The organism is Flavobacterium ardleyense (assembly GCF_042686085.1).
Classification (GTDB): domain Bacteria; phylum Bacteroidota; class Bacteroidia; order Flavobacteriales; family Flavobacteriaceae; genus Flavobacterium; species Flavobacterium ardleyense.
Genome location: NZ_JBHUOL010000012.1, coordinates 424,560 through 446,032, shown reverse-complemented (window position 1 = coordinate 446,032; position 21,473 = coordinate 424,560). Strand labels below are relative to the sequence as shown.

General features: G+C 29.6%; 24 protein-coding genes. 7 read left to right on the top strand and 17 right to left on the bottom strand.

The annotated features are described in order from the left end of the window. Window position 1: 1 nt before the first annotated feature. On the bottom strand, window positions 2-337 hold the full coding sequence (locus ACFSX9_RS07690; RefSeq protein WP_322551207.1) for a PadR family transcriptional regulator: 336 nt from the start codon (window positions 335-337) through the stop codon (window positions 2-4). A gap of 138 nt (window positions 338-475) precedes the next feature. Between ACFSX9_RS07690 and ACFSX9_RS07685 the strand changes: the two genes are divergently transcribed. Together ACFSX9_RS07685 and ACFSX9_RS07680 are read left to right on the top strand one after the other, a co-directional pair. Beyond that, entirely contained in the window at window positions 476-1,525 is a 1,050-nt protein-coding gene (locus tag ACFSX9_RS07685; RefSeq protein WP_379806318.1) for a 2Fe-2S iron-sulfur cluster-binding protein, read from the top strand. 36 nt (window positions 1,526-1,561) lie between these two features. Then, on the top strand, window positions 1,562-1,870 hold the full coding sequence (locus ACFSX9_RS07680; RefSeq protein WP_379806307.1) for a hypothetical protein: 309 nt from the start codon (window positions 1,562-1,564) through the stop codon (window positions 1,868-1,870). Here the strand turns inward: ACFSX9_RS07680 and ACFSX9_RS07675 are convergent. From ACFSX9_RS07675 to ACFSX9_RS07665, 3 genes are all read right to left on the bottom strand, one after another. Further along, on the bottom strand, window positions 1,867-2,508 hold the full coding sequence (locus ACFSX9_RS07675; protein ID WP_379806304.1) for a hypothetical protein: 642 nt from the start codon (window positions 2,506-2,508) through the stop codon (window positions 1,867-1,869). The two genes, ACFSX9_RS07680 and ACFSX9_RS07675, sit on opposite strands and share 4 nt — an antisense overlap. Before the next feature lie 100 nt (window positions 2,509-2,608). After that, window positions 2,609-3,616: a glycosyltransferase family 9 protein gene (locus tag ACFSX9_RS07670; protein WP_379807055.1), complete on the bottom strand. Its 1,008-nt coding sequence runs from the start codon at window positions 3,614-3,616 to the stop codon at window positions 2,609-2,611. Between the two features lie 52 nt (window positions 3,617-3,668). Further along, the gene (locus ACFSX9_RS07665; protein WP_379807053.1) at window positions 3,669-4,274 is read right to left on the bottom strand and encodes a DUF4254 domain-containing protein; all 606 of its coding nucleotides are present in this window, start codon (window positions 4,272-4,274) and stop codon (window positions 3,669-3,671) included. A gap of 73 nt (window positions 4,275-4,347) precedes the next feature. Between ACFSX9_RS07665 and upp the strand changes: the two genes are divergently transcribed. Next, window positions 4,348-5,001 (top strand): uracil phosphoribosyltransferase, encoded by a 654-nt coding sequence (upp, locus tag ACFSX9_RS07660; RefSeq protein WP_379806302.1) that lies wholly within the window; start codon window positions 4,348-4,350, stop codon window positions 4,999-5,001. On the opposite strand, the gene ACFSX9_RS07655 is transcribed toward upp, so the two are convergent. Continuing rightward, window positions 4,996-5,925, bottom strand: coding sequence for a DUF6427 family protein (locus ACFSX9_RS07655; protein WP_379806300.1), 930 nt, complete (start codon window positions 5,923-5,925; stop codon window positions 4,996-4,998). The genes upp and ACFSX9_RS07655 overlap by 6 nt on opposite strands. A gap of 46 nt (window positions 5,926-5,971) precedes the next feature. Between ACFSX9_RS07655 and ACFSX9_RS07650 the strand changes: the two genes are divergently transcribed. After that, window positions 5,972-6,202, top strand: a complete 231-nt coding sequence (locus tag ACFSX9_RS07650; protein WP_379806298.1) for a DUF6341 family protein — start codon at window positions 5,972-5,974, stop codon at window positions 6,200-6,202. A 23-nt stretch (window positions 6,203-6,225) separates the two neighbouring features. Here the strand turns inward: ACFSX9_RS07650 and purD are convergent, their stop codons facing one another. Next, window positions 6,226-7,497: a phosphoribosylamine--glycine ligase gene (gene purD, locus ACFSX9_RS07645; RefSeq protein WP_379807051.1), complete on the bottom strand. Its 1,272-nt coding sequence runs from the start codon at window positions 7,495-7,497 to the stop codon at window positions 6,226-6,228. A 94-nt stretch (window positions 7,498-7,591) separates the two neighbouring features. Here purD and ACFSX9_RS07640 point away from each other — a divergent pair, with 94 nt between their 5' ends. From ACFSX9_RS07640 to ACFSX9_RS07630, 3 genes are read left to right on the top strand one after another with little or no spacing between them, the layout of a single operon-like run. Continuing rightward, on the top strand, window positions 7,592-7,873 hold the full coding sequence (locus tag ACFSX9_RS07640) for a type II toxin-antitoxin system RelE/ParE family toxin (RefSeq protein WP_379806296.1): 282 nt from the start codon (window positions 7,592-7,594) through the stop codon (window positions 7,871-7,873). 2 nt (window positions 7,874-7,875) lie between these two features. Continuing rightward, window positions 7,876-8,178, top strand: coding sequence for a HigA family addiction module antitoxin (locus tag ACFSX9_RS07635; protein WP_379806294.1), 303 nt, complete (start codon window positions 7,876-7,878; stop codon window positions 8,176-8,178). Next, window positions 8,179-9,489 carry a phenylacetate--CoA ligase family protein gene (locus ACFSX9_RS07630; RefSeq protein ID WP_379806292.1) on the top strand — a complete coding sequence of 437 codons (1,311 nt, stop codon included), beginning with the start codon at window positions 8,179-8,181 and terminating at the stop codon, window positions 9,487-9,489. 66 nt (window positions 9,490-9,555) lie between these two features. Here the strand turns inward: ACFSX9_RS07630 and ACFSX9_RS07625 are convergent, their stop codons facing one another. From ACFSX9_RS07625 to ACFSX9_RS07575, 11 genes are all read right to left on the bottom strand, one after another. Beyond that, window positions 9,556-10,308, bottom strand: a complete 753-nt coding sequence (locus ACFSX9_RS07625; protein ID WP_379806290.1) for a glycosyltransferase family 2 protein — start codon at window positions 10,306-10,308, stop codon at window positions 9,556-9,558. Further along, window positions 10,308-11,660, bottom strand: coding sequence for an exopolysaccharide biosynthesis polyprenyl glycosylphosphotransferase (locus ACFSX9_RS07620; protein WP_379806288.1), 1,353 nt, complete (start codon window positions 11,658-11,660; stop codon window positions 10,308-10,310). The genes ACFSX9_RS07625 and ACFSX9_RS07620 overlap by 1 nt, the downstream gene beginning before the upstream one ends. Next, the gene (locus ACFSX9_RS07615; RefSeq protein WP_379806286.1) at window positions 11,661-12,644 is read right to left on the bottom strand and encodes a UDP-glucuronic acid decarboxylase family protein; all 984 of its coding nucleotides are present in this window, start codon (window positions 12,642-12,644) and stop codon (window positions 11,661-11,663) included. 1 nt (window position 12,645) lies between these two features. Next, on the bottom strand, window positions 12,646-13,866 hold the full coding sequence (locus ACFSX9_RS07610) for an O-antigen ligase family protein (protein ID WP_379806284.1): 1,221 nt from the start codon (window positions 13,864-13,866) through the stop codon (window positions 12,646-12,648). Between the two features lie 46 nt (window positions 13,867-13,912). Further along, entirely contained in the window at window positions 13,913-15,028 is a 1,116-nt protein-coding gene (locus tag ACFSX9_RS07605; RefSeq protein ID WP_379806282.1) for a DUF1972 domain-containing protein, read from the bottom strand. 31 nt (window positions 15,029-15,059) lie between these two features. Continuing rightward, window positions 15,060-16,169, bottom strand: coding sequence for a glycosyltransferase family 4 protein (locus ACFSX9_RS07600; protein ID WP_379806280.1), 1,110 nt, complete (start codon window positions 16,167-16,169; stop codon window positions 15,060-15,062). Continuing rightward, window positions 16,150-17,334 (bottom strand): hypothetical protein, encoded by a 1,185-nt coding sequence (locus tag ACFSX9_RS07595; protein ID WP_379806278.1) that lies wholly within the window; start codon window positions 17,332-17,334, stop codon window positions 16,150-16,152. The genes ACFSX9_RS07600 and ACFSX9_RS07595 overlap by 20 nt, the downstream gene beginning before the upstream one ends. 82 nt (window positions 17,335-17,416) lie before the next feature. Beyond that, complete coding sequence (locus tag ACFSX9_RS07590) at window positions 17,417-18,331, bottom strand: hypothetical protein (RefSeq protein WP_379806276.1); 915 nt, start codon at window positions 18,329-18,331, stop codon at window positions 17,417-17,419. Window positions 18,332-18,338: 7 nt separating this feature from the next. Then, window positions 18,339-19,613: an oligosaccharide flippase family protein gene (locus tag ACFSX9_RS07585; protein WP_379806274.1), complete on the bottom strand. Its 1,275-nt coding sequence runs from the start codon at window positions 19,611-19,613 to the stop codon at window positions 18,339-18,341. 89 nt (window positions 19,614-19,702) lie between these two features. Beyond that, complete coding sequence (locus ACFSX9_RS07580) at window positions 19,703-20,251, bottom strand: hypothetical protein (RefSeq protein WP_379806272.1); 549 nt, start codon at window positions 20,249-20,251, stop codon at window positions 19,703-19,705. Between the two features lie 64 nt (window positions 20,252-20,315). After that, window positions 20,316-21,368, bottom strand: a complete 1,053-nt coding sequence (locus ACFSX9_RS07575; protein WP_379806270.1) for an acyltransferase family protein — start codon at window positions 21,366-21,368, stop codon at window positions 20,316-20,318. Window positions 21,369-21,473 lie beyond the last annotated feature (105 nt).

Below are 21,473 nucleotides of genomic sequence, written 5' to 3'. Positions count from 1 at the left end.
ACTAATAACTTAATTTAGGATTAACAATCGTTTGCATGTTCTTGATAAATTCTTCTAATTCAGCCAAACGGTTTACAGTTTCTGTGGTACCTTTTTCGGTTAATTTGTAGTATTTTCTCAAACGATTATCTACTTTCTCCACTTCCACATCAAGTAATCCTTCCGCTTCTAATTTATGCAAAGCAGGATACAAAGCGCCTTCGGTAATATGCAATTCACCTTTAGTGATTTCCTTTACTTTTTGAGTAATTTCATAACCATACATGCGACCTTTTTCTTCTAAAAGCTTCATTATGATGGTGTTCAAACTTCCTTTATATAGTTGTGAATTTTTCATAGTGTATAAATTTCAAAAACAAATGTATACATAATTTTCTTATGTATAACACTCTTAGGTATAAAATTTTCATAGAGAAACGTTATTTCTATTTCTTAATTTCTTTATTAGTAGTATTTTTGTGCAAAATAATACGCTATGTCTACATTTTATAAATTGGCTATAAAGGAAATTACGAGAGAAACCCCATCGGCAATTTCTTTAACTTTTAATGTTCCGTTAGAATTTCAAGATTTCTATAAGTTCGTTGCGGGTCAATATGTTAATTTAAAAATTACGCTTGACGGGCAAGAAATTCGTCGTGCTTATTCGATTTGTTCTTCGCCAAATAGCGGTGAACTACGAATTGCTATTAAAGCGGTACAAGGTGGTTTCTTCTCTAAGTTTGCTAACGAAAAACTAAGTGTTGGCAACGTTTTAGAAGTAGGAACTCCCGAAGGAAAATTTATTTTCGAACCGAATGCAGATCGTCAGAAAAATTATGCTGGTTTTGCTGTTGGAAGTGGAATTACGCCTATTTTGTCCATCATAAAATCAGTTTTAGAAAGCGAACCAAAAAGTACGTTTGTACTAACTTACGGCAACAAAACGCCAGAAGAAGCAATATTTCACCAACAATTACACGAATTACAATTGCAATATGTAGCACGATTTTTTATTCATTATGCTTATAGCAATTCAAATAAAGGAGATTTCTTTGGCCGAATTGATAAAGCAGCTGTAAACAATGTGTTATCTCAGAAACACAGTGAAAAAAGCTTTGATAAATTTTATTTATGTGGACCAGAAGATATGATTAATCTGGTTTCAGGTGTTTTAAAAGAGCATAATGTAAATGAAAAAGATATAAAATTTGAATTATTTACCGCTTCAGCAACAGAAAATGAAATCTCAGGTTCATTAGAAGGTCATACTAAAATTACGATTTTAGTAGACGACGAAACAACTTCTTTTGAAATGAGCCAGAAGCAAACACTATTAGAAGCTGCTTTAAAACAAGGTTTAGATGTTCCTTATTCTTGCCAAGGTGGAATTTGCAGTAGTTGTATTTGTAAAATTAAAGAAGGAACTGCCGAAATGAAAAAGAACCAAATTTTGTCTGATGATGAAATTGCTGAGGGCTTAATTTTGGCTTGCCAGGCACATCCAACATCGGCTACTATAAAAATTGATTTCGACGATATTTAGTAGTGAAAAACAGTCCGAATTCTGTAAAGAAGAATTATGATTAATAAAACAGAACTTTTTAAAAAAGCTCCTGAACTTTTGGATGAACCTGAAGTGCAGGAGCTTTTAGTTTATTGTGAACAACTAGAAGATCAGTTAATTGACTTCAAATTCGAACAAGCTAAAAGTAAAGAATTGATTCTTTTAGATATGATTAAAGAAGTTGTGAAAGGTTGTAACGCTTTAGAAAAGGAACAAACGGAACACGAACGCTTTGACTACGACGAACCCGATTACAAAGAAACTATTTCAAACCTTAAAAGGTATATTTTAGACATTTGCCGAGACAATCAGATTTATCTTTAAGCAATTTTCTTCTTTGGACTTACTTTTTTGGTCCAATAAATAATTACAAAACCTCCAATTATTGTGGGTGTAATCCAATAAAGCATTCCTTCTAATCTAACTCCTGCAACTAAGAAAGCGGTAACGGAAGCAATATAGGCACCTGTAATTTTTCCAATATGAAACGGAAGAATTTTCTTTTTGTCAATATTTTTAAAGAACCTGAAATCACGAATAGACATTATTAACGCTATTGATCCAAAAAACAGAAATAGAATTCCACCATTTTGGTTTTGTATAAGGTGCAATATTCCGAAAATAAGCATTAAGACGGCACTGAAAAATAAGGAACCCGAAATAAACTTATCATTAAAAGTGGCTGCATTTTTATTTTTAAAAAGTAAGATTCTGTTGCCTGAAAGCACTAAATAAATGGTAAAGATTCCAATTAAAAACAGAAACATATTTTCATGATTCGGCATCCACGCAATTGGTAATGAAAGTACAGAACTGATTATCATTGAAATTGAAAACAATTTACCTGACTTTTTGTGATTGCTACTTCCCTTTTGAAAAAGCATACTTCCTAAACCTGATACTAGTGCAATTGTCCCAAAAAAAGCGTGAATGTAAATGCCTATTTTAATTATTAGTTCCATTTTGTTATTATTTTATAAATCAAAAGTAAATAAAGATGGTTTTATAAAATAAAAAAATAGGATGAATTGTAAGAATAAGCGACTGAATTGTAAAAAACAATTATTTTGAAGAATTTGACAACTGTTGTCCAATTATATTCACAACTTTTTCAACTGAAATTGTTCGCATTACGTCTTCGTAACCTTCTACTTTTTTATTCCCATAAATAGAAGTTGGCAACAAAGGAAATTTTTCTCGATCGGAAGTAACACAAAAATCATCCGGTTGATTGAACGGTTTAAATCCAGCAAAAGGATGAGTTGCGCCCCAAAGTGTAATTACTTTTACACCTAACATTGCTGCAATATGAGCGTTTCCTGAATCCATTGAAAGCATTAAGTCCAAATTGGAAATCACTTCTAATTCTTGTTTGAATTTAAGTTTCCCAGCTAAGACTACAACATTAGGAAGTTGATTTTGTAATTGATTTAATAGTAGAATTTCCTTGGCTCCACCACCAAATAAGAAAATAATATGGTTTTGATCTTTGGCCAATTCGTCAATTACTTCTTGCATTAAATCTATTGGATATACTTTTCCTTCATATTGTGCAAAAGGTGCGATTCCTATCCAATTAGTCGACTTCTCTCCAGTAATATCGGTGATTTCTTCCGATAAAATCGCTTTTTCTGGAAATTGAGGATTATTCAAATTTATTGGAAAACCTAACTTTTCAAAAGTGGTACAATGTCTGTCCACCATTGCTTTGACAGGTTCAAAAATCTTGTTTTCTGAACTAGTTAATGCTTTTTTAGCAGCTCTTCCTTTATCAGTTGCTGTTACTTTTTTTCCGTTTAGCGCGAATAAGGTACGAACGACTTTAGAACGAAGGACATTATGTAAATCAGCAACAGCATCTACATCTAATTTTTTCAAATCGGAATATAAACGCGTTAAGCCTAAAAATCCTTTGTGTCGTTTATTTAAATCCACCCCAAAGAATTCCACATTAAGAATTCCATCAAAAAAAGGCTTGAAGAATGGTCTTGAAACTACGGTGATTTTAGTTTCAGGATATTGTAATGAAAAAGCCCTCAGCACTGGAACCGTCATTGCGACGTCGCCCATTGCTGAGAGCCTTATTACTAGTATGTGTTTTATTTTTGAAGCCAAAAGATGACTATTTTTTATTCTGATACAACACTGGATTCAAATCTTCGTCGTTGTACATCTTCATCTGTTTGTACACTTTCATGAATTTGTCACCTGATTCAAACTCTTCCATTAATTGACCAATTGATGTAAACATATCACTTTTTTGGTCTAGCAATACATCTAATTTTACTTGACATTTAGCTCTGTGTTCTGCTGTTGCTTCTGCACGAGTAGCTTCCTCATTCATATGGTAAATTTTCAATGCTAAAATAGATAATCTATCCATTGCCCATGCTGGACTTTCGGTGTTGATTTTAGCATCTGGTTTTACTTGCACATCTTTGTATTTATCTAGGAAATAACTGTCGATATATTCCACCATATCCGTACGAACTTGGTTTGAAGCGTCAATTTTACGTTTTAAATCCAAAGCAGCTACTGGATCAATATTTGGATCACGAACAATATCTTCATAATGCCATTGCACGGTATCTACCCAGTTTTTAGCAAATAATAAATATTCGATTGTTCCTTTTTCATAAGGATTTACAACGGGCTGATACACATCATTTACAATGTGATACGTTTTGATACTTTGTTCAAAAATAGGAAAGGCAAATTCAGCAAACATATTTATCTCTTTTAAATTCATACAAAAATAGCGAAATTTTGTACTTTTATCCTGAAAATAAAAAATAAAAACCATGCAAATCCATTATATCTCTGAAGAAAATAGCATTCTTAATCATTTTTTGACGCAATTACGTGATGTTCACATTCAAAAAGACAGCATGCGTTTTAGAAAAAACATAGAACGTATCGGAGAAATTATGGCTTATGAGCTTAGTAAGACTTTAGATTATAAAGCAATTGATGTGCAAACTCCTCTTGGCATTAAACATACAACAACAATTGCAGAACCTGTGGTTTTATGTTCCATTCTTCGTGCTGGACTAGCTTTACATCAAGGTTTTATGAACTTTTTTGATGATGCAGAAAACGGATTTGTTTCGGCTTACCGTCATCACTATAATAACGATGATGCTTTTGAAATTTTAGTTGAATATCAAGCTGCTCCTTCTTTCGAAGGGAAAAATTTAATATTAATTGACCCAATGTTAGCCACTGGACAGTCCTTAGTAGCGGTTTTAAAGAAATTACATTTAGAACAAAAACCTAAAGAAATTCATATTGCAGTGATTATTGCTACGCCCGAAGGAATAGCTTATTTAGAAGAAAACATTCCTAAAAATTGTCATTTGTGGGTAGCGGTTCTTGATGATGGTTTAAATGAGAAAAACTATATTGTACCTGGTTTAGGTGACGCTGGTGATTTAGCTTACGGAAGTAAATTATAATTGCATTACAAAAAAGAACAGTCCGGCGACAACCAACGTATAGACAATGATTTCTCGAACTAAATTACTTTCAATTTTCTCAATGAAATTAGCGCCCATTATTGCTAATGGAGCAAAACAAAACACCAAACTCCCATTGTTTTTATTAGCCGAAAGCACATAAATTCCGACTCCCAGAATAAACGAAAACAATATAGTTTTATGAGAGGATTGCATATTTAAAGCTTTGTTAGGAATATCAAAAACATGAGAAACAAAGAAAAACACACTTATAGAAGAGAAAAAAGCCAATGCAATACGCTGGTAAATGTTGTCAAAATAATAGAAATTAAAACTAACATACGTTTTACTTAACAAGTTGTTTATTAAACTATTATCTAAAAAACTGTTCATTAAGAAAAATAGAATCGTTACCGCAAACAAAGCAATAAATGGAATAATCCAGTTTCTATAATCTCTAGAAACGTGCAGAATAATGGCAATAAAGACTAAAATAATATAAAAAATGCTCCAAAAGTGAAATAAAGCAGCTAGGAATATCCAAAATGACGCATCAAATATTTTCTCTTTTGTTGAAAGTAATGATTTTAGGGAAATCAATCTTCTTAAGGCTAAAAGCAATAAAAAATTAGAAATTATAATGTTTTTATTTTGAAAAACTGAAGAGAAAAACAACAAGAAAACAAAAAACAAAAGCAGTGCATAACTATTATTTTTAGTTAAGCCATTTTTAAGCGTAATGAAATTTACGAGAAATAAAGATGCGAACACTAGCACTAATAAACCTAATTGTTCAGTATAAAAAACCCAAGTAGTTTCTGGTTTTTCCACAGAAATTAACTTAAATAAAAAGAACAATAGTGCTAGAATCCCTATTACTAAATAATTAAATGGTCTTGTTTTATTAAAAACGCTTGCTATCATGCGAATATTTTATATTTTTGTAGTGTAAATATAATACATTATTAAAATGAAATCATTTTTTGAAGGAATAGGAACACTTTTTACAGATTTTTTATTGTTACCTTATGATTTGTTAAGAGAGTTAGAGTTGACAAACTGGTGGGTCGCAAATATTTTAAACTGGGTTTTTATCATTATTTGTATTGGAGCTATGGCTTATTGGCTTAAACAATTAAAAATATTTAAAGATAATAACGAAGACGTGCAAGACACAACTGCTCACTCTTTTTTAAAATAAAAAATAATATTGGTAAGGATTTTTTACAAATCCTTACCAATATCTTTTCTAAAGTACATTTTATCAAATTGTAGTTTTTCTATACTTTGATATGACTTTTTTATGGCTTCTTCAAAGTCATTACCATAAGAAGTTACTGCTATAACACGACCTCCATTAGTAACTACTTTTCCATTTTCTAACTTCGTCCCTGCGTGGAAAGCTATTGAATCGGTAATATTTTCTAAACCAAAAATTTCTTTTCCTTTTTCATAGTCTTCAGGATAACCGCCCGAAACAACCATAATAGTTGTTGCTGCTCTTTCATCTAGTTCTAATGTAATTTTATCTAATTCTTGTTTTCCGATTGCATCAAAAATTTCGACTAAATCACTTTTTAACCTTGGCATCACAACTTCTGTTTCCGGATCGCCCATTCTCACATTATATTCAATAACAATAGGTTCGTTTTTTACATTGATTAAACCAATGAAAACAAAACCTTTATATTCAATTCCATCCTTTTGCAAACCATCAATTGTTGGTTTTACAATTCGAGTTTCAATTTTTTCTAATAAAACAGCATCCGCAAATGGAACTGGTGAAACAGCACCCATTCCGCCAGTATTTAATCCTGTGTCGCCGTCTCCTATGCGTTTGTAGTCTTTTGCTGTTGGTAATATCTTATAAGATTTTCCATCCGTTAAAACGAAACAACTTAATTCAATTCCGTCTAAAAACTCTTCAATTACGACTTTCGAACTTGCTTCGCCAAACTTCGCTCCTACTAACATGTTGCGTAATTCTTCTTTCGCTTCTTTTAAGTCATTTAGAATTAAAACACCTTTTCCTGCAGCTAATCCATCTGCTTTTAAAACATAAGGTGCATCTAAAGTTTCTAAAAACAAACAACCTTTTTCAACCGTATCCGCCGTAAAACTTTCGTATTTAGCGGTTGGGATGTTATGTCTTACTAAAAATTCTTTAGCAAATTCTTTACTTCCTTCTAATTGCGCCCCTACTTTTGAAGGTCCGATTACAGGAATATGATTGATTTGAGTATCATTTTTGAAATAGTCATAAATCCCTAAAACTAATGGATCTTCTGGACCAACAACTACCATTTCAACATTTTCTTGCAAAACAAAAGCTTTTATAGCTTCAAAATCATTTGGATCTAAAGCAACATTTTTTGCGATTGAAGAGGTTCCTGCATTTCCAGGTGCTACAAAAAGTGAAGTACATTTTGAGCTTTGAAGCATCTTCCAAGCCAATGCGTGTTCGCGTCCGCCAGAACCTAGTAGTAAAATTGTCATGTTATGAGTTGTTATGTTGTTTGGCAAAAATACTTCGTTTTAAACATATAAAATAATTTTTTTTACTACCTTTGACGTTAGTAACGTGAAAAGTATGATAATTTCATTTGGAGATAAAAATACAGAAAAAATTTGGAATGGAGTTGCCATTAAAAAACCTGCTAAAGAAATTCAAGAAATAGGCAGAAGGAAACTTAGAATGTTAAATAATTCGATTGACATTAATGACTTGAAGATTCCGCCGTCGAATAGATTAGAAAAATTAAAAGGAAACCTAAAAGAATACTATAGCATTCGTGTTAAAAACCAATGGCGTATTATTTTTAGATGGGAAAATAATAATGCATTTGAAGTAAAATTTATAGATTATCACTAATTATGAGTAAATTAAAAAACATACATCCAGGAGAAATTCTGTTAGAAGAGTTTATGATTCCGTTAGAAATTACGGCTTATAAATTGGCTAAAGATATAGATGTTCCTCAAACTCGCATTTCAGAAATCATAAAAGAAAACCGCAGAATCACAGCTGATACCGCTATCCGACTGAGTAATTATTTTGGTAATTCTGCTAAATTCTGGCTGGGTTTACAAGATGATTATGATATTGAGTTTGAAAAAAAACAAAAAGAAGTCGCGTTTAAAAATATTATCCCCTTTGATAATAAAAAAGTAGCATAAATGTTTAACTTGTTCCATCTTTCTTTAAAATTAAACGGTTTTCCAATTGAGAAAGCCCAAGCTGATTTTGAAAAAATAGTGGCAGTTTCTGAAGTAGATTATCCAAGACACCTTGAACAAAAAAAGAAAGATATCGTTGAATTTCATTTTAAAAACAATGCTTTTTATAAAGAATTTATCGGTGGAAAAACCTTTGATAAATGGAATGATTTACCCGTTCTGACTAAACAAGACTTACAAAAACCTCTAAAAGAGCGACTTTCTAACGGTTTTTCTGAAAAAACAGTTTTTGTAAATAAAACTTCTGGTTCTAGTGGAACACCTTTTGTGTTTGCGAAAGACAAGGATGCTCATGCGATGACTTGGGCTTCAATAATTTATCGCTTTGGTTGGTATGATATCGATTTTAATACCTCTTATCAAGCACGGTTTTATGGAATTCCTTTGGATTTTATTGGCTATCGAAAAGAACGACTAAAAGACTTCTTAAGTAAAAGATATCGTTTTCCGATTTTTGATTTATCAGATAAAGTTTTAGATGGGATTTTGAAAAATTTTAAAACTAAAAAATTTGATTACATCAATGGTTATACGAGTTCGATAGTGCTGTTTGGAAAATATTTACAAGCGAGAAATATCATCTTAACCGATGTTTGTCCGACTTTAAAAGTTTGTATGGTTACCTCGGAAATGCTTTTTGAAGAAGATAAAATGTTGCTTGAAAAACACTTGGGCGTTCCGGTCGTGAATGAATATGGCGCTTCGGAATTGGACTTGATTGCTTTTCAAAATACAAAGGGCGAATGGCAAGTAAATTCAGAAACCTTATTTGTTGAAATTTTGGACGAAAATAATCGACCAGTTTCAAATGGTGTAGAAGGTAAAATTGTAATTACTTCTTTATATAACAAAGCGCATCCGTTTATTCGATATGAGATTGGTGATGTGGGAATTTTGGATGAAAAAAGCACTGCAAAACATCCTATTCTAAAAAAATTAATAGGTAGAACAAGTGATGTGGCGATTTTGCCAAGTGGAAAAAAATCACCGGGATTAACATTTTATTACGTAACTAAAAGTATTATTGAAGACGATGGAAACGTAAAAGAATTCATAATTCGTCAAACTAAATTGGATACTTTTGAAATCGATTATGTGAGTTCGGTTGCTTTGACTTCGGAACAGACTATAGCAATTGAAAAAGCAATTGCTAGTTATTTAGAACCTGGGTTGCATTTTACCTACAATAGAAAAGAGGTTTTAAAACGAACCGCAAGAGGAAAACTGAAGCAATTTGACTCGCTGCTTTAAATTAAGCACGAATTTCACTAATTCTCACTAATTAATCGTAGTTCAATCTTAAAAAATCGAGTGTTTCTAATTTCTGTATTTCATAAAGCCACGATACATCCAATGTGTCATATAATAGATCGCTTTGAAAATATTCAACTTTTCGACTTCTCTATAAAATTGCCATTGGTACTTAATCAAATCTGATTTTTTTCTGGAAAGCGAGTTTTGTCTGATGCGATAAATAGCTTGTGTTTCCTGAATTCCATAGGCGTATGGAATTACTTTGAGATAATTCAACCACAAACCCATATCTTGACGCTTCCGGATTAGTGGCATATACTTTTTACCCAAAGCTTTAATATCGATAAAAGAAGTCAGACAACTAATTGAATTTGATTTCAAAATATCACTATAAGATACTTTTTGAGGTACAATAAAATCGGAATAAACGAATTCTAATTTCTCATTACTTCGTTTATAAGATGAAAATACGAAAGGAGTTTCGGTTTCTTGAATGGTTTTAATACTCTTTTCAATGAATGTTGGAAACCAAATATCATCAGCATCTATAAATGTCATGTAAACACCTTTTGCTTTTTCTATGGCGGTATTTCTGGCTACAGCCGGTCCAGAATTGGATTCTAATTTATAGAATTGGATTCTATTGTCCTTTTCTAAAAAAGATAGCACAATTGCTTCCGTTGCGTCTGAAGAACCATCGTCTACGATTAGCATCTCCCAATTTTGATAGGTTTGATCTTGTACCGATTTTATGGTTTCGGCAATAAAATTTGCAGAATTATAAGCAGGAGTGATTATGGAAACTAAGCCGTTCATTAGTAGGCTTTTTCCTCACCTTTAACAGCATTCACTAAAGTAGCTAAAACAATTTTCACATCAAGTAATAATGACCAATTTTCTAAATAAAAAATATCATATTTTACTCTGTTAATGATATCCGTTTCGGTTTCAACTTCTCCTCTAAATCCTTTAGTTTGCGCTAAACCTGTAATTCCAGGTTTTATAAAATGCCGAACCATGAACTTGTCAACGCTTTTTGCATACATTTCAGTATGACTAACCATGTGTGGGCGTGGACCGACAACAGACATTTCACCTACCAATACATTAAAAAACTGAGGTAATTCATCAATACTAGTCTTTCTTATAAACCTTCCAACTCCGGTAATCCTTGGATCATTTTTCTGAACTTGTTCAAGATCCGCAATAGGATTTAAATGCATTGAACGAAATTTATAACAAGAAAACTCCTCGTAATTTAATCCATTTCTTTTTTGTTTAAAAAACACCGGCCCTTTCGATTCTAATTTTATCAAAAAAGCTATTATTGGTGTCAACCAAGACAGCACACTAATAATAATAAATAGCGAAAATACAAAGTCAAAAAATCTCTTCAGCCGCTTATTGACTTCTATATCTAACGGAATAGTTCGTAATGATATTATGGGAATATAACCATAATACTCAACAGCTAAATTTCTTAAAAAAGTATTTTTGCTATCGGGTAAAAATTTAATTGTTTTTAAATTATTATCTGCAAAATAAATTAGATTGTCAATTTCGTCATCTGTCAGCGTAGTAATACACGCGTATATTTCATCTATTTTGTTGTTGATAGCATATTTCTTGCACTCACCAATTTCAAGTTTTTTATTCCCTTTTAAATCAAATGAATTGGTTAAGTTATAACCATAATCAGGGTTGTTTATAAAAAAATCTTTTAATTCGTCAACACTTTTTCCATTTCCCACAATAATCACTTTTCTAAAATTTCCACCATATAACAACCGGTATTTTTTAAGAAAATAAAAAATAAAAAATTTCACGAAAGCGACCAAAATAAACGTAGCAAATATAAAAATTCCTATTTCCTGACTTGTAACGTATTTATATTTATATCCAACATAAGCGAATGTGATTAAACCTATAAGGATAAATTGTTTTAATAACTTACCTAGAATCTCAATACCTTTTGTAAAGCGATACACTTCATAGTAACCTGAATAATATGAAATAATCAACCAAAACACGGATAAAACAGTATGATAGCCAATATTACTCATTGCAGCACGCAAAAAAACCAATACCATTAAATTTATAATTAATAAATCTAAAAATATTGATGTCGGCCTAATGTAACTTGAATATCTACCGGTTTTTTGTTTCAATTAGTGGATGTATTTAGTAAAATCTTTGTGTTCCTCTTTTAACAATTCTTCGGTAGAAAGTGTCTTAAAGTAATCATAAGTAATTTTCATTCCTTCAGCTCTTGAAACTTTCGCTTCCCAACCTAAAATTTCCTTTGCTTTGGTAGTATCTGGTTGTCTTTGCATCGGATCATTCATAGGTAAGTCCTGATAAACCACCTTCTGATTTGTTCCCGTTAGTTTTATAATTTCTTCAGCAAAATCTCTGATAGTGATCTCATCTGGATTTCCAATATTAACTGGTAAATGATAATCTGAATGTAATAATCTCCAAATTCCTTCCACTTGATCGTCTACATAACAAAAGGAACGCGTTTGACTTCCATCGCCAAAAATAGTTAAGTCTTCGCCACGAAGTGCTTGTCCAATAAATGCAGGAATTACGCGCCCATCATTTAATCTCATTCTAGGTCCATAGGTATTAAAGATTCGAACAATCCTAGTTTCAACTCCGTGAAAAGTATGATATGCCATTGTTATTGATTCTTGAAAACGTTTGGCTTCGTCATAAACACCACGAGGTCCGATAGTGTTTACGTTTCCATAATATTCTTCTGTTTGTGGATGGACCAATGGATCGCCATAAACTTCAGAAGTCGAAGCTATTAAAATTCTTGCGCCTTTTACTCGTGCTAAACCTAATAAATTATGAGTTCCTAAAGAACCAACTTTTAATGTTTGAATAGGGATTTTTAAATAATCAATTGGACTTGCTGGAGATGCAAAGTGCAAAATATAATCTAATTTTCCTGGAACATGCACGAACTTAGTAATATCATGATGATAAAACTCGAAGTTCTTATCTTTAAAAAGATGTTCTATGTTTTTTAAATCTCCTGTAATTAAATTATCCATTCCAATTACGAAATAGCCTTCTTTTATAAATCGATCGCATAGATGAGATCCAAGAAAACCTGCCGCTCCAGTGATTAATATTCTTTTCATTTTAATTGTTTATCATTTTAATATCATTTTTAGTATTAAATAGGCAATAAAAAAGCACAAAAAACATAACACCTCTTTGCCTCCATAAAAATGACTCAGTCAAAAATAGGCTTATCATTAGAATTGCAAAAGCAATATGGATAAAATTTTTACTTTTAAAGGCATTTATAGTATTGATGAACAGTAAAACAAGCAACATTAAAAAACCTATAAAACCAAGTTCAGCAAAGTTTTGCACATATTGGTTATGGAAATTATAGTTTCCATAACCTGGATAAAGATTGTGTTGGTTTTCTTTTTCTAATAATTTATTCAATGAAGCATTCAACCCGAATCCTTTCCAAAACATAGACTCTTCAGACAAAAACTCCGTGAATACACGAATTTGATACACACGAAATGCTGTTCCTGGGAAGTAGTCATTAGGTGTAAATTTATCATTATTCCAAGCTTCATAAATACTAATAACATTTACTCCTTCAGCATTATTTACTGACATATTAGAAGATAAGCTTTTATCTGTATTGCTAGTAAATTCAATTAAAAATCGGTCTTTAATGTTGCTGAAAGAAATAACGCCTCCCAAAATTATTAATAGAATAGTTAAATTTCTTAAACGAAGCCTATTGGCAATTTTAGAATAGAAAAAAACTTGAACTAACAGCAGTAAAACAAATACTACTATAATGTTCTTAGAAGATAATAATACAATAAAAACAAAAAGTAAAACAGAAAATAGTTGATCTAGTTTTGTTCTGTATTCTTTTATAAAAAAATAAAAAAAAGCTATGGCAACAAAAACAGATACATGAATAGCGTTTAATAATCGAGGGACCAAACCAGTATCAATAGTGTTCTCGGGTCCGTGATAAAAGAAAACAGTTGTTTCTTTGGTTATTATAAATCGTATAAATGCTCTAATTAAGAAGAATACCATTAAAACGACCATGCTATAACTATAAAATTTAATTATTTTATTTTTTTGTGCCGCTGTGAAAGTGGGAATGATTGCAAAGGCTAAAGGAATTAATAAAAATGAAAGTTCTTTAGGTATTGCTTGTAAAGTTCTTTTAAGGTCGATACTCCAAAAATAAGACATAGCCATCCATACAAATAAAATTATTGGAAGCCATAGAGAAATTGAAAGAAAAAACTTATTATTTTGACGATAAATGATTGCTGCCAAAAGAAATATTCCTAAAAAAACATTATTTACTGCCATGGATATTGGCAAGGTAATTAACAACAATAGAAATGGAATAAAAGCTTTATTTTGCTTGTTCTCTTCCTGAATTTCTATCCAAACATTGTTTAAAAAGTTGTAAATATTCTTCATTTATCTTTTCCCAATTAAAAGATTTTGTAATTGCTTCATAGTTGTTTTCAACAAATTGCAAGTTATCACTTTTTTTAATTGAATTTAAAATTTTTTTAACTTCGTTTGCAGTCGAAAAATAAAGTGCATTTTCTTGTAAAACACCTTTATTAAAATCGTTATTATGAGCTGCAATTAACGCTTTTGAGGCCATTGCCTCTAAAAGCGAAGGGTTTGTTCCGCCAACAGTATGTCCGTGAAAATAAAGATTAGAAAAATATCTTAGATTATTTAAGTCTTCTAGTTTATAAACGGCTCCTAAAAAACGAATGTTAGAAAAGGATTTAAACTTCTCTTTTAAATAACTACCATATTTAGTGTTGTGATTTCCTATTACTAAAATTGGTGTTTTGTCTGCAGCAATTGAAACACCTTCCAAAACCATATCTAAGTTGTTTTCGGGTTCAAAACGAGCCATTATCATGTTAAATTGTTCTTTTTCAACTTGATATTGTTTTAAAATTTCAGGATTAGGATTTTCAAAATTATGAGCTCCGTAGGCAATATAAGTACTGTCTTTTTGATATTTTTCTTTAATGTATTTTTGAATACCTATTGAATCTGCAATCAAACAATCACTTTTTTTAACGGCAATTTTTTCAGCTATTTGAAGTGCTTTTTGAACTTTTTTAGAATATTTTGTACGTTTCCACTCTAAGCCGTCCATGTTTGTAATTACAATTGCTTTTTTTGGATGCAATGAAAACCAAACTGAACTACTGGTGTAGCCTAATTGAAGAATAATGTCAAAATCTCTTTTTCTAGCATCTCTAATACAATTCAAATCATAAATAAATTGACCTACCGTGCCTATTTTATGTTCAGGATCGTAACAATGAATAATATTTACATTATTAAAAACTTTTTCTTGAAAAGGATGATTGTGTGAATTGTAAACATACACTTCATGTCCCTTTAAAGCGGCATAAGTAGCGAAAAATTCTGCAAATTGCTCAAATCCACCATAGTAATTTGGTATTCCTCGCGTTCCTAAAATTCCGATTTTCATTTAATTTGATTATTGGTACAAAAGTAATGTTTTATAAATTGTTTTTCGAAAGAAATATAGTAGTTAAAACATCTGCAGATGAAACCCAAGAATACCTTTTTTTTACTATTTCTCTTAGATTATTTGTGAGTTCAACATTTAAAGCATACTTAATTTTATTACTAATTTCCTCTACAGAATTAGGGTCAAACAAAAATTCTTGCATAAATTCAAAATCTGACATTGCTGTTTTATTTGAACAAATAGTTGGAATATTAGCTGCAATTGACTCTAAAGGTGGAATACCAAATCCTTCTGCAAAAGATGGATAAATAGCAATTTTAGCGGCTCTTGTAATAGCTAGTAAATCCGCGAAATTAAGATTTTCTAAAAAGACAACTTTGTTTTTGACTTCAGCTGATAATGAGTCATAATATTTGTCAAAAGCTTTGTCTTTAATATCTTTACTTCCTATGCAAACTAATTTATAGTTATCAAAATAATTACACGCTACAAATGATTTCAATAAATTTAAATGATTTTTCCTCGGTTCTCTTCTGCTTACAAAAAGAAAATATTCTTTACAATTAAATTTGTTTTGTACATGTTTTTCTTCGACCTCTTTAGAATAGTCATCAAAGAACTCATTATCTACAGCGTTTGGTGTAATAAGTATATTTTTTAAATGAAAGTGTTCTTCTATCTTATCCTTTGAATACTTAGAAACCGTAACAACATAATCTGATCTTTTTGCACTTAAATAAAACAGTGGGAAATTTTTTAATTTATATAAAAGTGGGAAAAAATGAGGAAAATCGATGAATAAAACATCATGTATTGTGACAATAAATTTACAATTTTTGATTGGCGGCACAATATATTGAAAATGTGCATAATCTATTTTATGCTTTTTTATAAGTAATGGAATATCTATTAATAATCTTTTAAACTTATTTTTAGAAGGATATTTTAAATAATTAATATTCTCATTTTCTCCGAATTCATTTTTAAGTTTTTCGGGGTTAAAAGAGGCTAAGAATAAAATAATGCTTCTATTCTTTAAAACTTCTGAATAAATGCCTTTTAAATAAGTTGTAGTTCCTTGAGGTTTTCCATCAAAAACATGACAGTCTATAAATATTTTAATTTGATTCGTTTTCACTTTTTAATTTTTGACTATTGTTTTCATTTTCAATAATAATTTTAAGATAAATCATATATCCTATTAAAATAGATTTATTATCCAATTTTAGATATAATCCTAAAAAAACCCAGTTAGACAATATTAGAAAAATACTTGTTCCTATAAGTAAATAATTAATGTGATTGTTTAAAGGAGTTATTGATTTCTTTTGTCTAAACAATATAAATAAAAAATACAATAGTATTATAACTCCTATAATTCCTGATTTTAAAAACACGGTCATATATCCATTATGCACAATTGGAATGTGCCTAACGTATTCACCATCGTTTGATAAAACTTTTCTACCCAAATCTAATGTAGCCCCAAGACCTTCTCCAAATATTATTGCTAAATAACCATTATTAGAAACTTGTTTAACGGCTATAATATTTTCATAAGACCTATAATTATCATTAAAGTCTTTCCAGTTTGATTTGTTTATATTTGTTTTAAATGGTTCAATTGGTGCTATTTTAACTTTATACAAAAAAGCTTCAAATCCTTTTCCTCCTCTTTTAGGGTTTATAGACAACACAATACTATATCCAACTAAAATAATTATAGTAGTAGTTAATAAAACTCTTATTGCTCTTTTGTTTAATTTATAATATCCCTTTAATGCTAAATAGATTATAAAAAATTGAATAAAATTTGTTCTAGCTAGATAAAGAAAACTAGATACTCCAACAATCAATATAAACCATCTTATTTTTTGTTTTGAGATGTCTAATTGAAATTCTTTACTAAAAAGTAGAATTAAAAGTACATAAATCTCATAATCACTAAAATAACCTCCAACCTGTCTAATTAAATTAACAGTTAAAGTTTTATATTCTAAAAAAGCAAATGCAATTATTGATAAATGTATAATTGAGATTATCAGACCTGTGTAAACAATTACGCTAAAGGCTTTTTTACTTTCGAATTTACATAATTGATATCCTGCAAATAAACCCAATATGGGTTTAAGCAAGTATGTTGTGTCTCTAATAATATTATAAAATGAATTATCTCTAAATATACTAACCGTAAAAGCTATAGCCAGAATTGCTAAAAAACAAGCTACATAGTGAATAATAGTTATAGAATAAGACGTTCGTAATGTAAGTAAAATTGTAACAAACCAAACGGCAAAAGTCAATTCATAATTGTTAAGGTAAGCAACACCTATACATAAAAAATAAAGTAACTGATATAAAATTTGGTTTTTTTGCGCGAACATGCTACAAATTTAATGATTTAATTGATTGGATTTGTCCTGATGTTAATTCATAAACTGATAAATGCTCTATAAGTTTAAGTCTTTCTGTATGTCTTAAAAAAAGCAACTCTCCTTTAGTACCCTTTGAATCTCTATTATCCGATTCGTTAAAGCCGTTTTTAGGATTATATTTTTTAAAAGGTGCAGACAAGTCTTTTCTAACAAAATAAGCATTAACACCTGCAGAAGTTGTACCTATAAAATCGTATCCTTTTTGCTCTGCTAAATCACAAAATGCAGCTAATGATGCTCCAAAATATAATTCCGAATAATGCTCCTTACTTCTTACAAAATTTTCTTTGTAAGGAACTGATATTTTTTCTTTGGCTCCAAATGCTGAATTATACTCGCAAATAACAATTCTTGGATTAATAGTTTCAATAGATCTCCATACCCAATAATCATTTCCATCAATATCTACACTCAATAAACCTATGTCTTCATTTTTTGTGTAATCTGAAATTAAATTATTGATGTTGTCCTTTGTAATAAAGCTCTCTTTTGCCGTAAGATCATATTTCCAGTAAATAAAGTCACTCTTGATAAAATCTATATTTTTTTTACTTCCATCAATGATTAACCCAGACCAATTATTATTCATTAACAAAAACCTAGTGTTGGATTCTGTGTAGGTTTCCACACCAAACTCTACAAAGATTTTATTTGGTATTTCAATTTTATTGATGATATATTGTATTATTCCATCTTCACCTCGTTGAGAAAAAACTTGAAACTCTACTTCGTCTAATGATTCTATGTACTCTTTTTGATTGTTTAATGTTGAGAGTATTTTCCCACTAATTAATAGGGATTTATGAACATCATAGTTCCATTTCTGGTAAACCTTTTTATATAGTAACTTAATTTTATTTATCATAACTAACTTATTTCGATTTAATTAATTTAGTTGAAAATAAATTAAGGGTTTTCAAATAAATAAAAATTAAAATGAGTTCTGTAACTATTAACGTAATAAACACTCCATACAGTTTAAAATAGTTCATGGCTAAAATTAATCCTATACTATTTAATAAAGTGATTATAATTGTTATTCTTATGTAAACTTCTTTTTTTTCTAAACTAAAAAGCAATTGCTCCAAGGGAAGCGTTATCGCTATAAGCAGAGGAATTAGCAAAGCTATCTGCAAATATAGATTTAATTCGGTTAATTCATTTATTTTTACTTTAAAGAATAGCAGGATTTGTTCTGAAAAAACAAATACGATAAAAACTAAAAGCAAGACAGCTATAAAATTACTCAGGTTAAATTTTTGCCACAACCTAAATCCTTTATTAAAACCTTTATCCATTTCAAAAAAGACATAACTTAGAGAGAATTTAAAAAAGATTTGTAAGTAGGTTCTAAAAAGATTCACTACTTGTTCTATAATTTTAAACTGACCCGCTAGATAATCACCTCCCATAAAACCAATTATAAGTATAGCCGAATAGTTTCTTGTGGCAAGAAATAGTTGTGACACACAGAATGAAAAATCAGAAACTATATAATTCTTAACATTAGATAGTGATGCGATTTGAAATTTAAATTTGTAACTATATAAAATCCAAGATATGCCAATTATGTTTGAAATTATTAAGCCAAGTCCTAACCACAAATTTGCATAAATAAAATCATCTTCTAATTTTATACAAAAAAACACTCCTATAACGTAAATAAACTTTGAGAGTACATTAATAATTGTAATCCACTTGAAGTTTTCAACTCCTTGAAAAAACCAAGTGGGATTTAAGAATTGTCCTATTATTATGGTTGCGCTAAAAATAAAAGCTGCTTTTTCTTTATTAATGTAAGGAATAAAAATAATGAGAACACTAATGAATAAAAGTACAAAAACAAGTAGAAATAACTTGGACGAAAATACTGTCGTAATTATTTTCTCTAATTCAAAGTTGTTATTTCTATTAATTGAAATGTCTTTTACTCCAATGATGTAGGAGCTATAATCTACAATAACAATTAGTATATAAGCCATTGATTGACCAATAGCAATAACGCCAAGTTTATCTATACCACAAACAGCAACTAAATAAGGAATTATTAACAATGGACTAACGATATTAACCGCTTGCCCGAAACCATAAACACTAAAGTTTTTTATGGTTTTATTAAAAAATATCTTTTTAAAAAATGTATACAATTTTATGCAATTACTTTATTTTACAAAGATAGGATATAAAAATAAAGGCTGATTTTAAAATCAGCCTTTATTTTTATATCCTATATCTATTATTCTAAAAGTTTTTGAAACTTGTCGTTTAAAAGTTTTTCTGAATAAGACATTGGGTCGTACCCTTCTTTATTAAAAACCAAAGGTTTAATTGTATTATTGATAGTGTCTTTAACTAAAGTTGACTCATTAAAAATAAAATGCTTAAAAAACTCATTAGCATTTAAATCAACTACATTGTTTAAATAATTTACTTTAAATGAATTAATCTTTATTTCTGATTGATCTTTATTGATACCATAATCTAACCTAATTTGAGCCGGATAAGCATCTTCCGGTAAAACAAAAACAATATCTTGAGCAGAATCACTTCCTTTTACATCTACATAAATTGAATTTGACTCGTCAAAAGCCACTTGCTCGTCAACAACATCTTTATAATAAACCTGAAAACTATCATCCTTTTTTACAATTGCATTTAATGTAATTATGAAAGTATTATTAGTTTTTACATCCGTTTGATTTTCTTTTTCTGCTGAATCTTCTTTTTTACAACTAACCAAAACTAAAAGCATAACTAATGCTAAAAATAATTTATTTGTCTTCATTTTTTTATTTTATTTTGTCGCAAATCTACACTATTTTTTAATTCAATTATAAATTATGAAAAAATTATCTTCCTCCTGTTAAAATTTTATAAATTACTGGTAGTGTTGCTTTTAAAAAATACGCAAAAAACACACTTATTGTAATAACAATTATTGGGGCAATAAAATAATTAATAAAAATTATTATACTATTCTTGCCTAATACAAAGAAGGTTATTTTCTTTATAAAAGATAAAAAAGGTTCGTGAAAAACATAGATAAAAAACGTTGCCCATGTAATTTTTTCAATTTTTCTTTCAAAAGTAAAATTTTCACTTAGCACATCATATAATATCCATAAGGATGGAATGCCTATTAATATTGCAAATTTAGAACATAATATACTTAAAGCTTTCAAATCGTAAAACATGCAAACTAATTGCATAATCAATAAGAAAAGCCAAATGATAGGTAAGCTTAGGTTTTTTATTTTTATTTCTAAAAAATACTTAAAATTTTCACTAATTGTTATTCCTGCAAGAAAAAAAAGTAAAGCCTCTGAGGTTAGAAAAACTGAGTCGTAATTTAAAAGCCAGAAAACTAATACTGTTGTGAATAAAATTACCCTCATACTTTTTATCAAATACAGTATAAGTGGAGATAAGATCATTAATACCATTAAATCTCTTAAAAACCAAAGTTGATAGGGAATAGGCTTATAAATTAATACATTAAAAAAATCTCTAATTGTATAATCATAGATTAATTTATTCGTAAAAAAGAATTTTGTTTGAGGAATTTGCTGTAAAAACAAGTAAAAACAAATTCCCAATAACGACCAAGTTATAAAGGGAACAAAAACTGTTCTAATTCTTTTCTTTATCTTGATAACTAATTCTAAAAATGAAATTTTACCATCAAAAACAAATAAAAAACCGGATATAACAAAGAAAAATGGAACAGCAATACGAGTCACTCCATATGAAATAAAATTTTGGATCATCCAAATGAAGTTTTTGCTATTAACTAAAACTTGATTCAAACCTTTAGTGTCTAAATTATAACTATGCAAAAAAACTACCATTATCATTAATAATAAGGATATATTTTTAATCTTATTGCTTAAGTAAATATTCATTTATTATTCCTTTTTATATATTTCAAGTGACGTCATTAATGCGTTTCTATCTTTATTGCATACAGAAATATCGTTTTCTTATGCAATTTCTATTTCAGTGTTTTT

Coding starts and splice junctions, on each gene's coding strand:
- ACFSX9_RS07690 (WP_322551207.1), bottom strand. CDS start 337: ATGAAAAATTCACAACTATATAAAGGAAGTTTGAACACCATCATAATG.
- ACFSX9_RS07685 (WP_379806318.1), top strand. CDS start 476: ATGTCTACATTTTATAAATTGGCTATAAAGGAAATTACGAGAGAAACC.
- ACFSX9_RS07680 (WP_379806307.1), top strand. CDS start 1,562: ATGATTAATAAAACAGAACTTTTTAAAAAAGCTCCTGAACTTTTGGAT.
- ACFSX9_RS07675 (WP_379806304.1), bottom strand. CDS start 2,508: ATGGAACTAATAATTAAAATAGGCATTTACATTCACGCTTTTTTTGGG.
- ACFSX9_RS07670 (WP_379807055.1), bottom strand. CDS start 3,616: ATGGGCGACGTCGCAATGACGGTTCCAGTGCTGAGGGCTTTTTCATTA.
- ACFSX9_RS07665 (WP_379807053.1), bottom strand. CDS start 4,274: ATGTTTGCTGAATTTGCCTTTCCTATTTTTGAACAAAGTATCAAAACG.
- upp (WP_379806302.1), top strand. CDS start 4,348: ATGCAAATCCATTATATCTCTGAAGAAAATAGCATTCTTAATCATTTT.
- ACFSX9_RS07655 (WP_379806300.1), bottom strand. CDS start 5,925: ATGATAGCAAGCGTTTTTAATAAAACAAGACCATTTAATTATTTAGTA.
- ACFSX9_RS07650 (WP_379806298.1), top strand. CDS start 5,972: ATGAAATCATTTTTTGAAGGAATAGGAACACTTTTTACAGATTTTTTA.
- purD (WP_379807051.1), bottom strand. CDS start 7,497: ATGACAATTTTACTACTAGGTTCTGGCGGACGCGAACACGCATTGGCT.
- ACFSX9_RS07640 (WP_379806296.1), top strand. CDS start 7,592: ATGATAATTTCATTTGGAGATAAAAATACAGAAAAAATTTGGAATGGA.
- ACFSX9_RS07635 (WP_379806294.1), top strand. CDS start 7,876: ATGAGTAAATTAAAAAACATACATCCAGGAGAAATTCTGTTAGAAGAG.
- ACFSX9_RS07630 (WP_379806292.1), top strand. CDS start 8,179: ATGTTTAACTTGTTCCATCTTTCTTTAAAATTAAACGGTTTTCCAATT.
- ACFSX9_RS07625 (WP_379806290.1), bottom strand. CDS start 10,308: ATGAACGGCTTAGTTTCCATAATCACTCCTGCTTATAATTCTGCAAAT.
- ACFSX9_RS07615 (WP_379806286.1), bottom strand. CDS start 12,644: ATGAAAAGAATATTAATCACTGGAGCGGCAGGTTTTCTTGGATCTCAT.
- ACFSX9_RS07610 (WP_379806284.1), bottom strand. CDS start 13,866: ATGGCAGTAAATAATGTTTTTTTAGGAATATTTCTTTTGGCAGCAATC.
- ACFSX9_RS07605 (WP_379806282.1), bottom strand. CDS start 15,028: ATGAAAATCGGAATTTTAGGAACGCGAGGAATACCAAATTACTATGGT.
- ACFSX9_RS07590 (WP_379806276.1), bottom strand. CDS start 18,331: ATGATAAATAAAATTAAGTTACTATATAAAAAGGTTTACCAGAAATGG.
- ACFSX9_RS07580 (WP_379806272.1), bottom strand. CDS start 20,251: ATGAAGACAAATAAATTATTTTTAGCATTAGTTATGCTTTTAGTTTTG.
- ACFSX9_RS07575 (WP_379806270.1), bottom strand. CDS start 21,368: ATGAATATTTACTTAAGCAATAAGATTAAAAATATATCCTTATTATTA.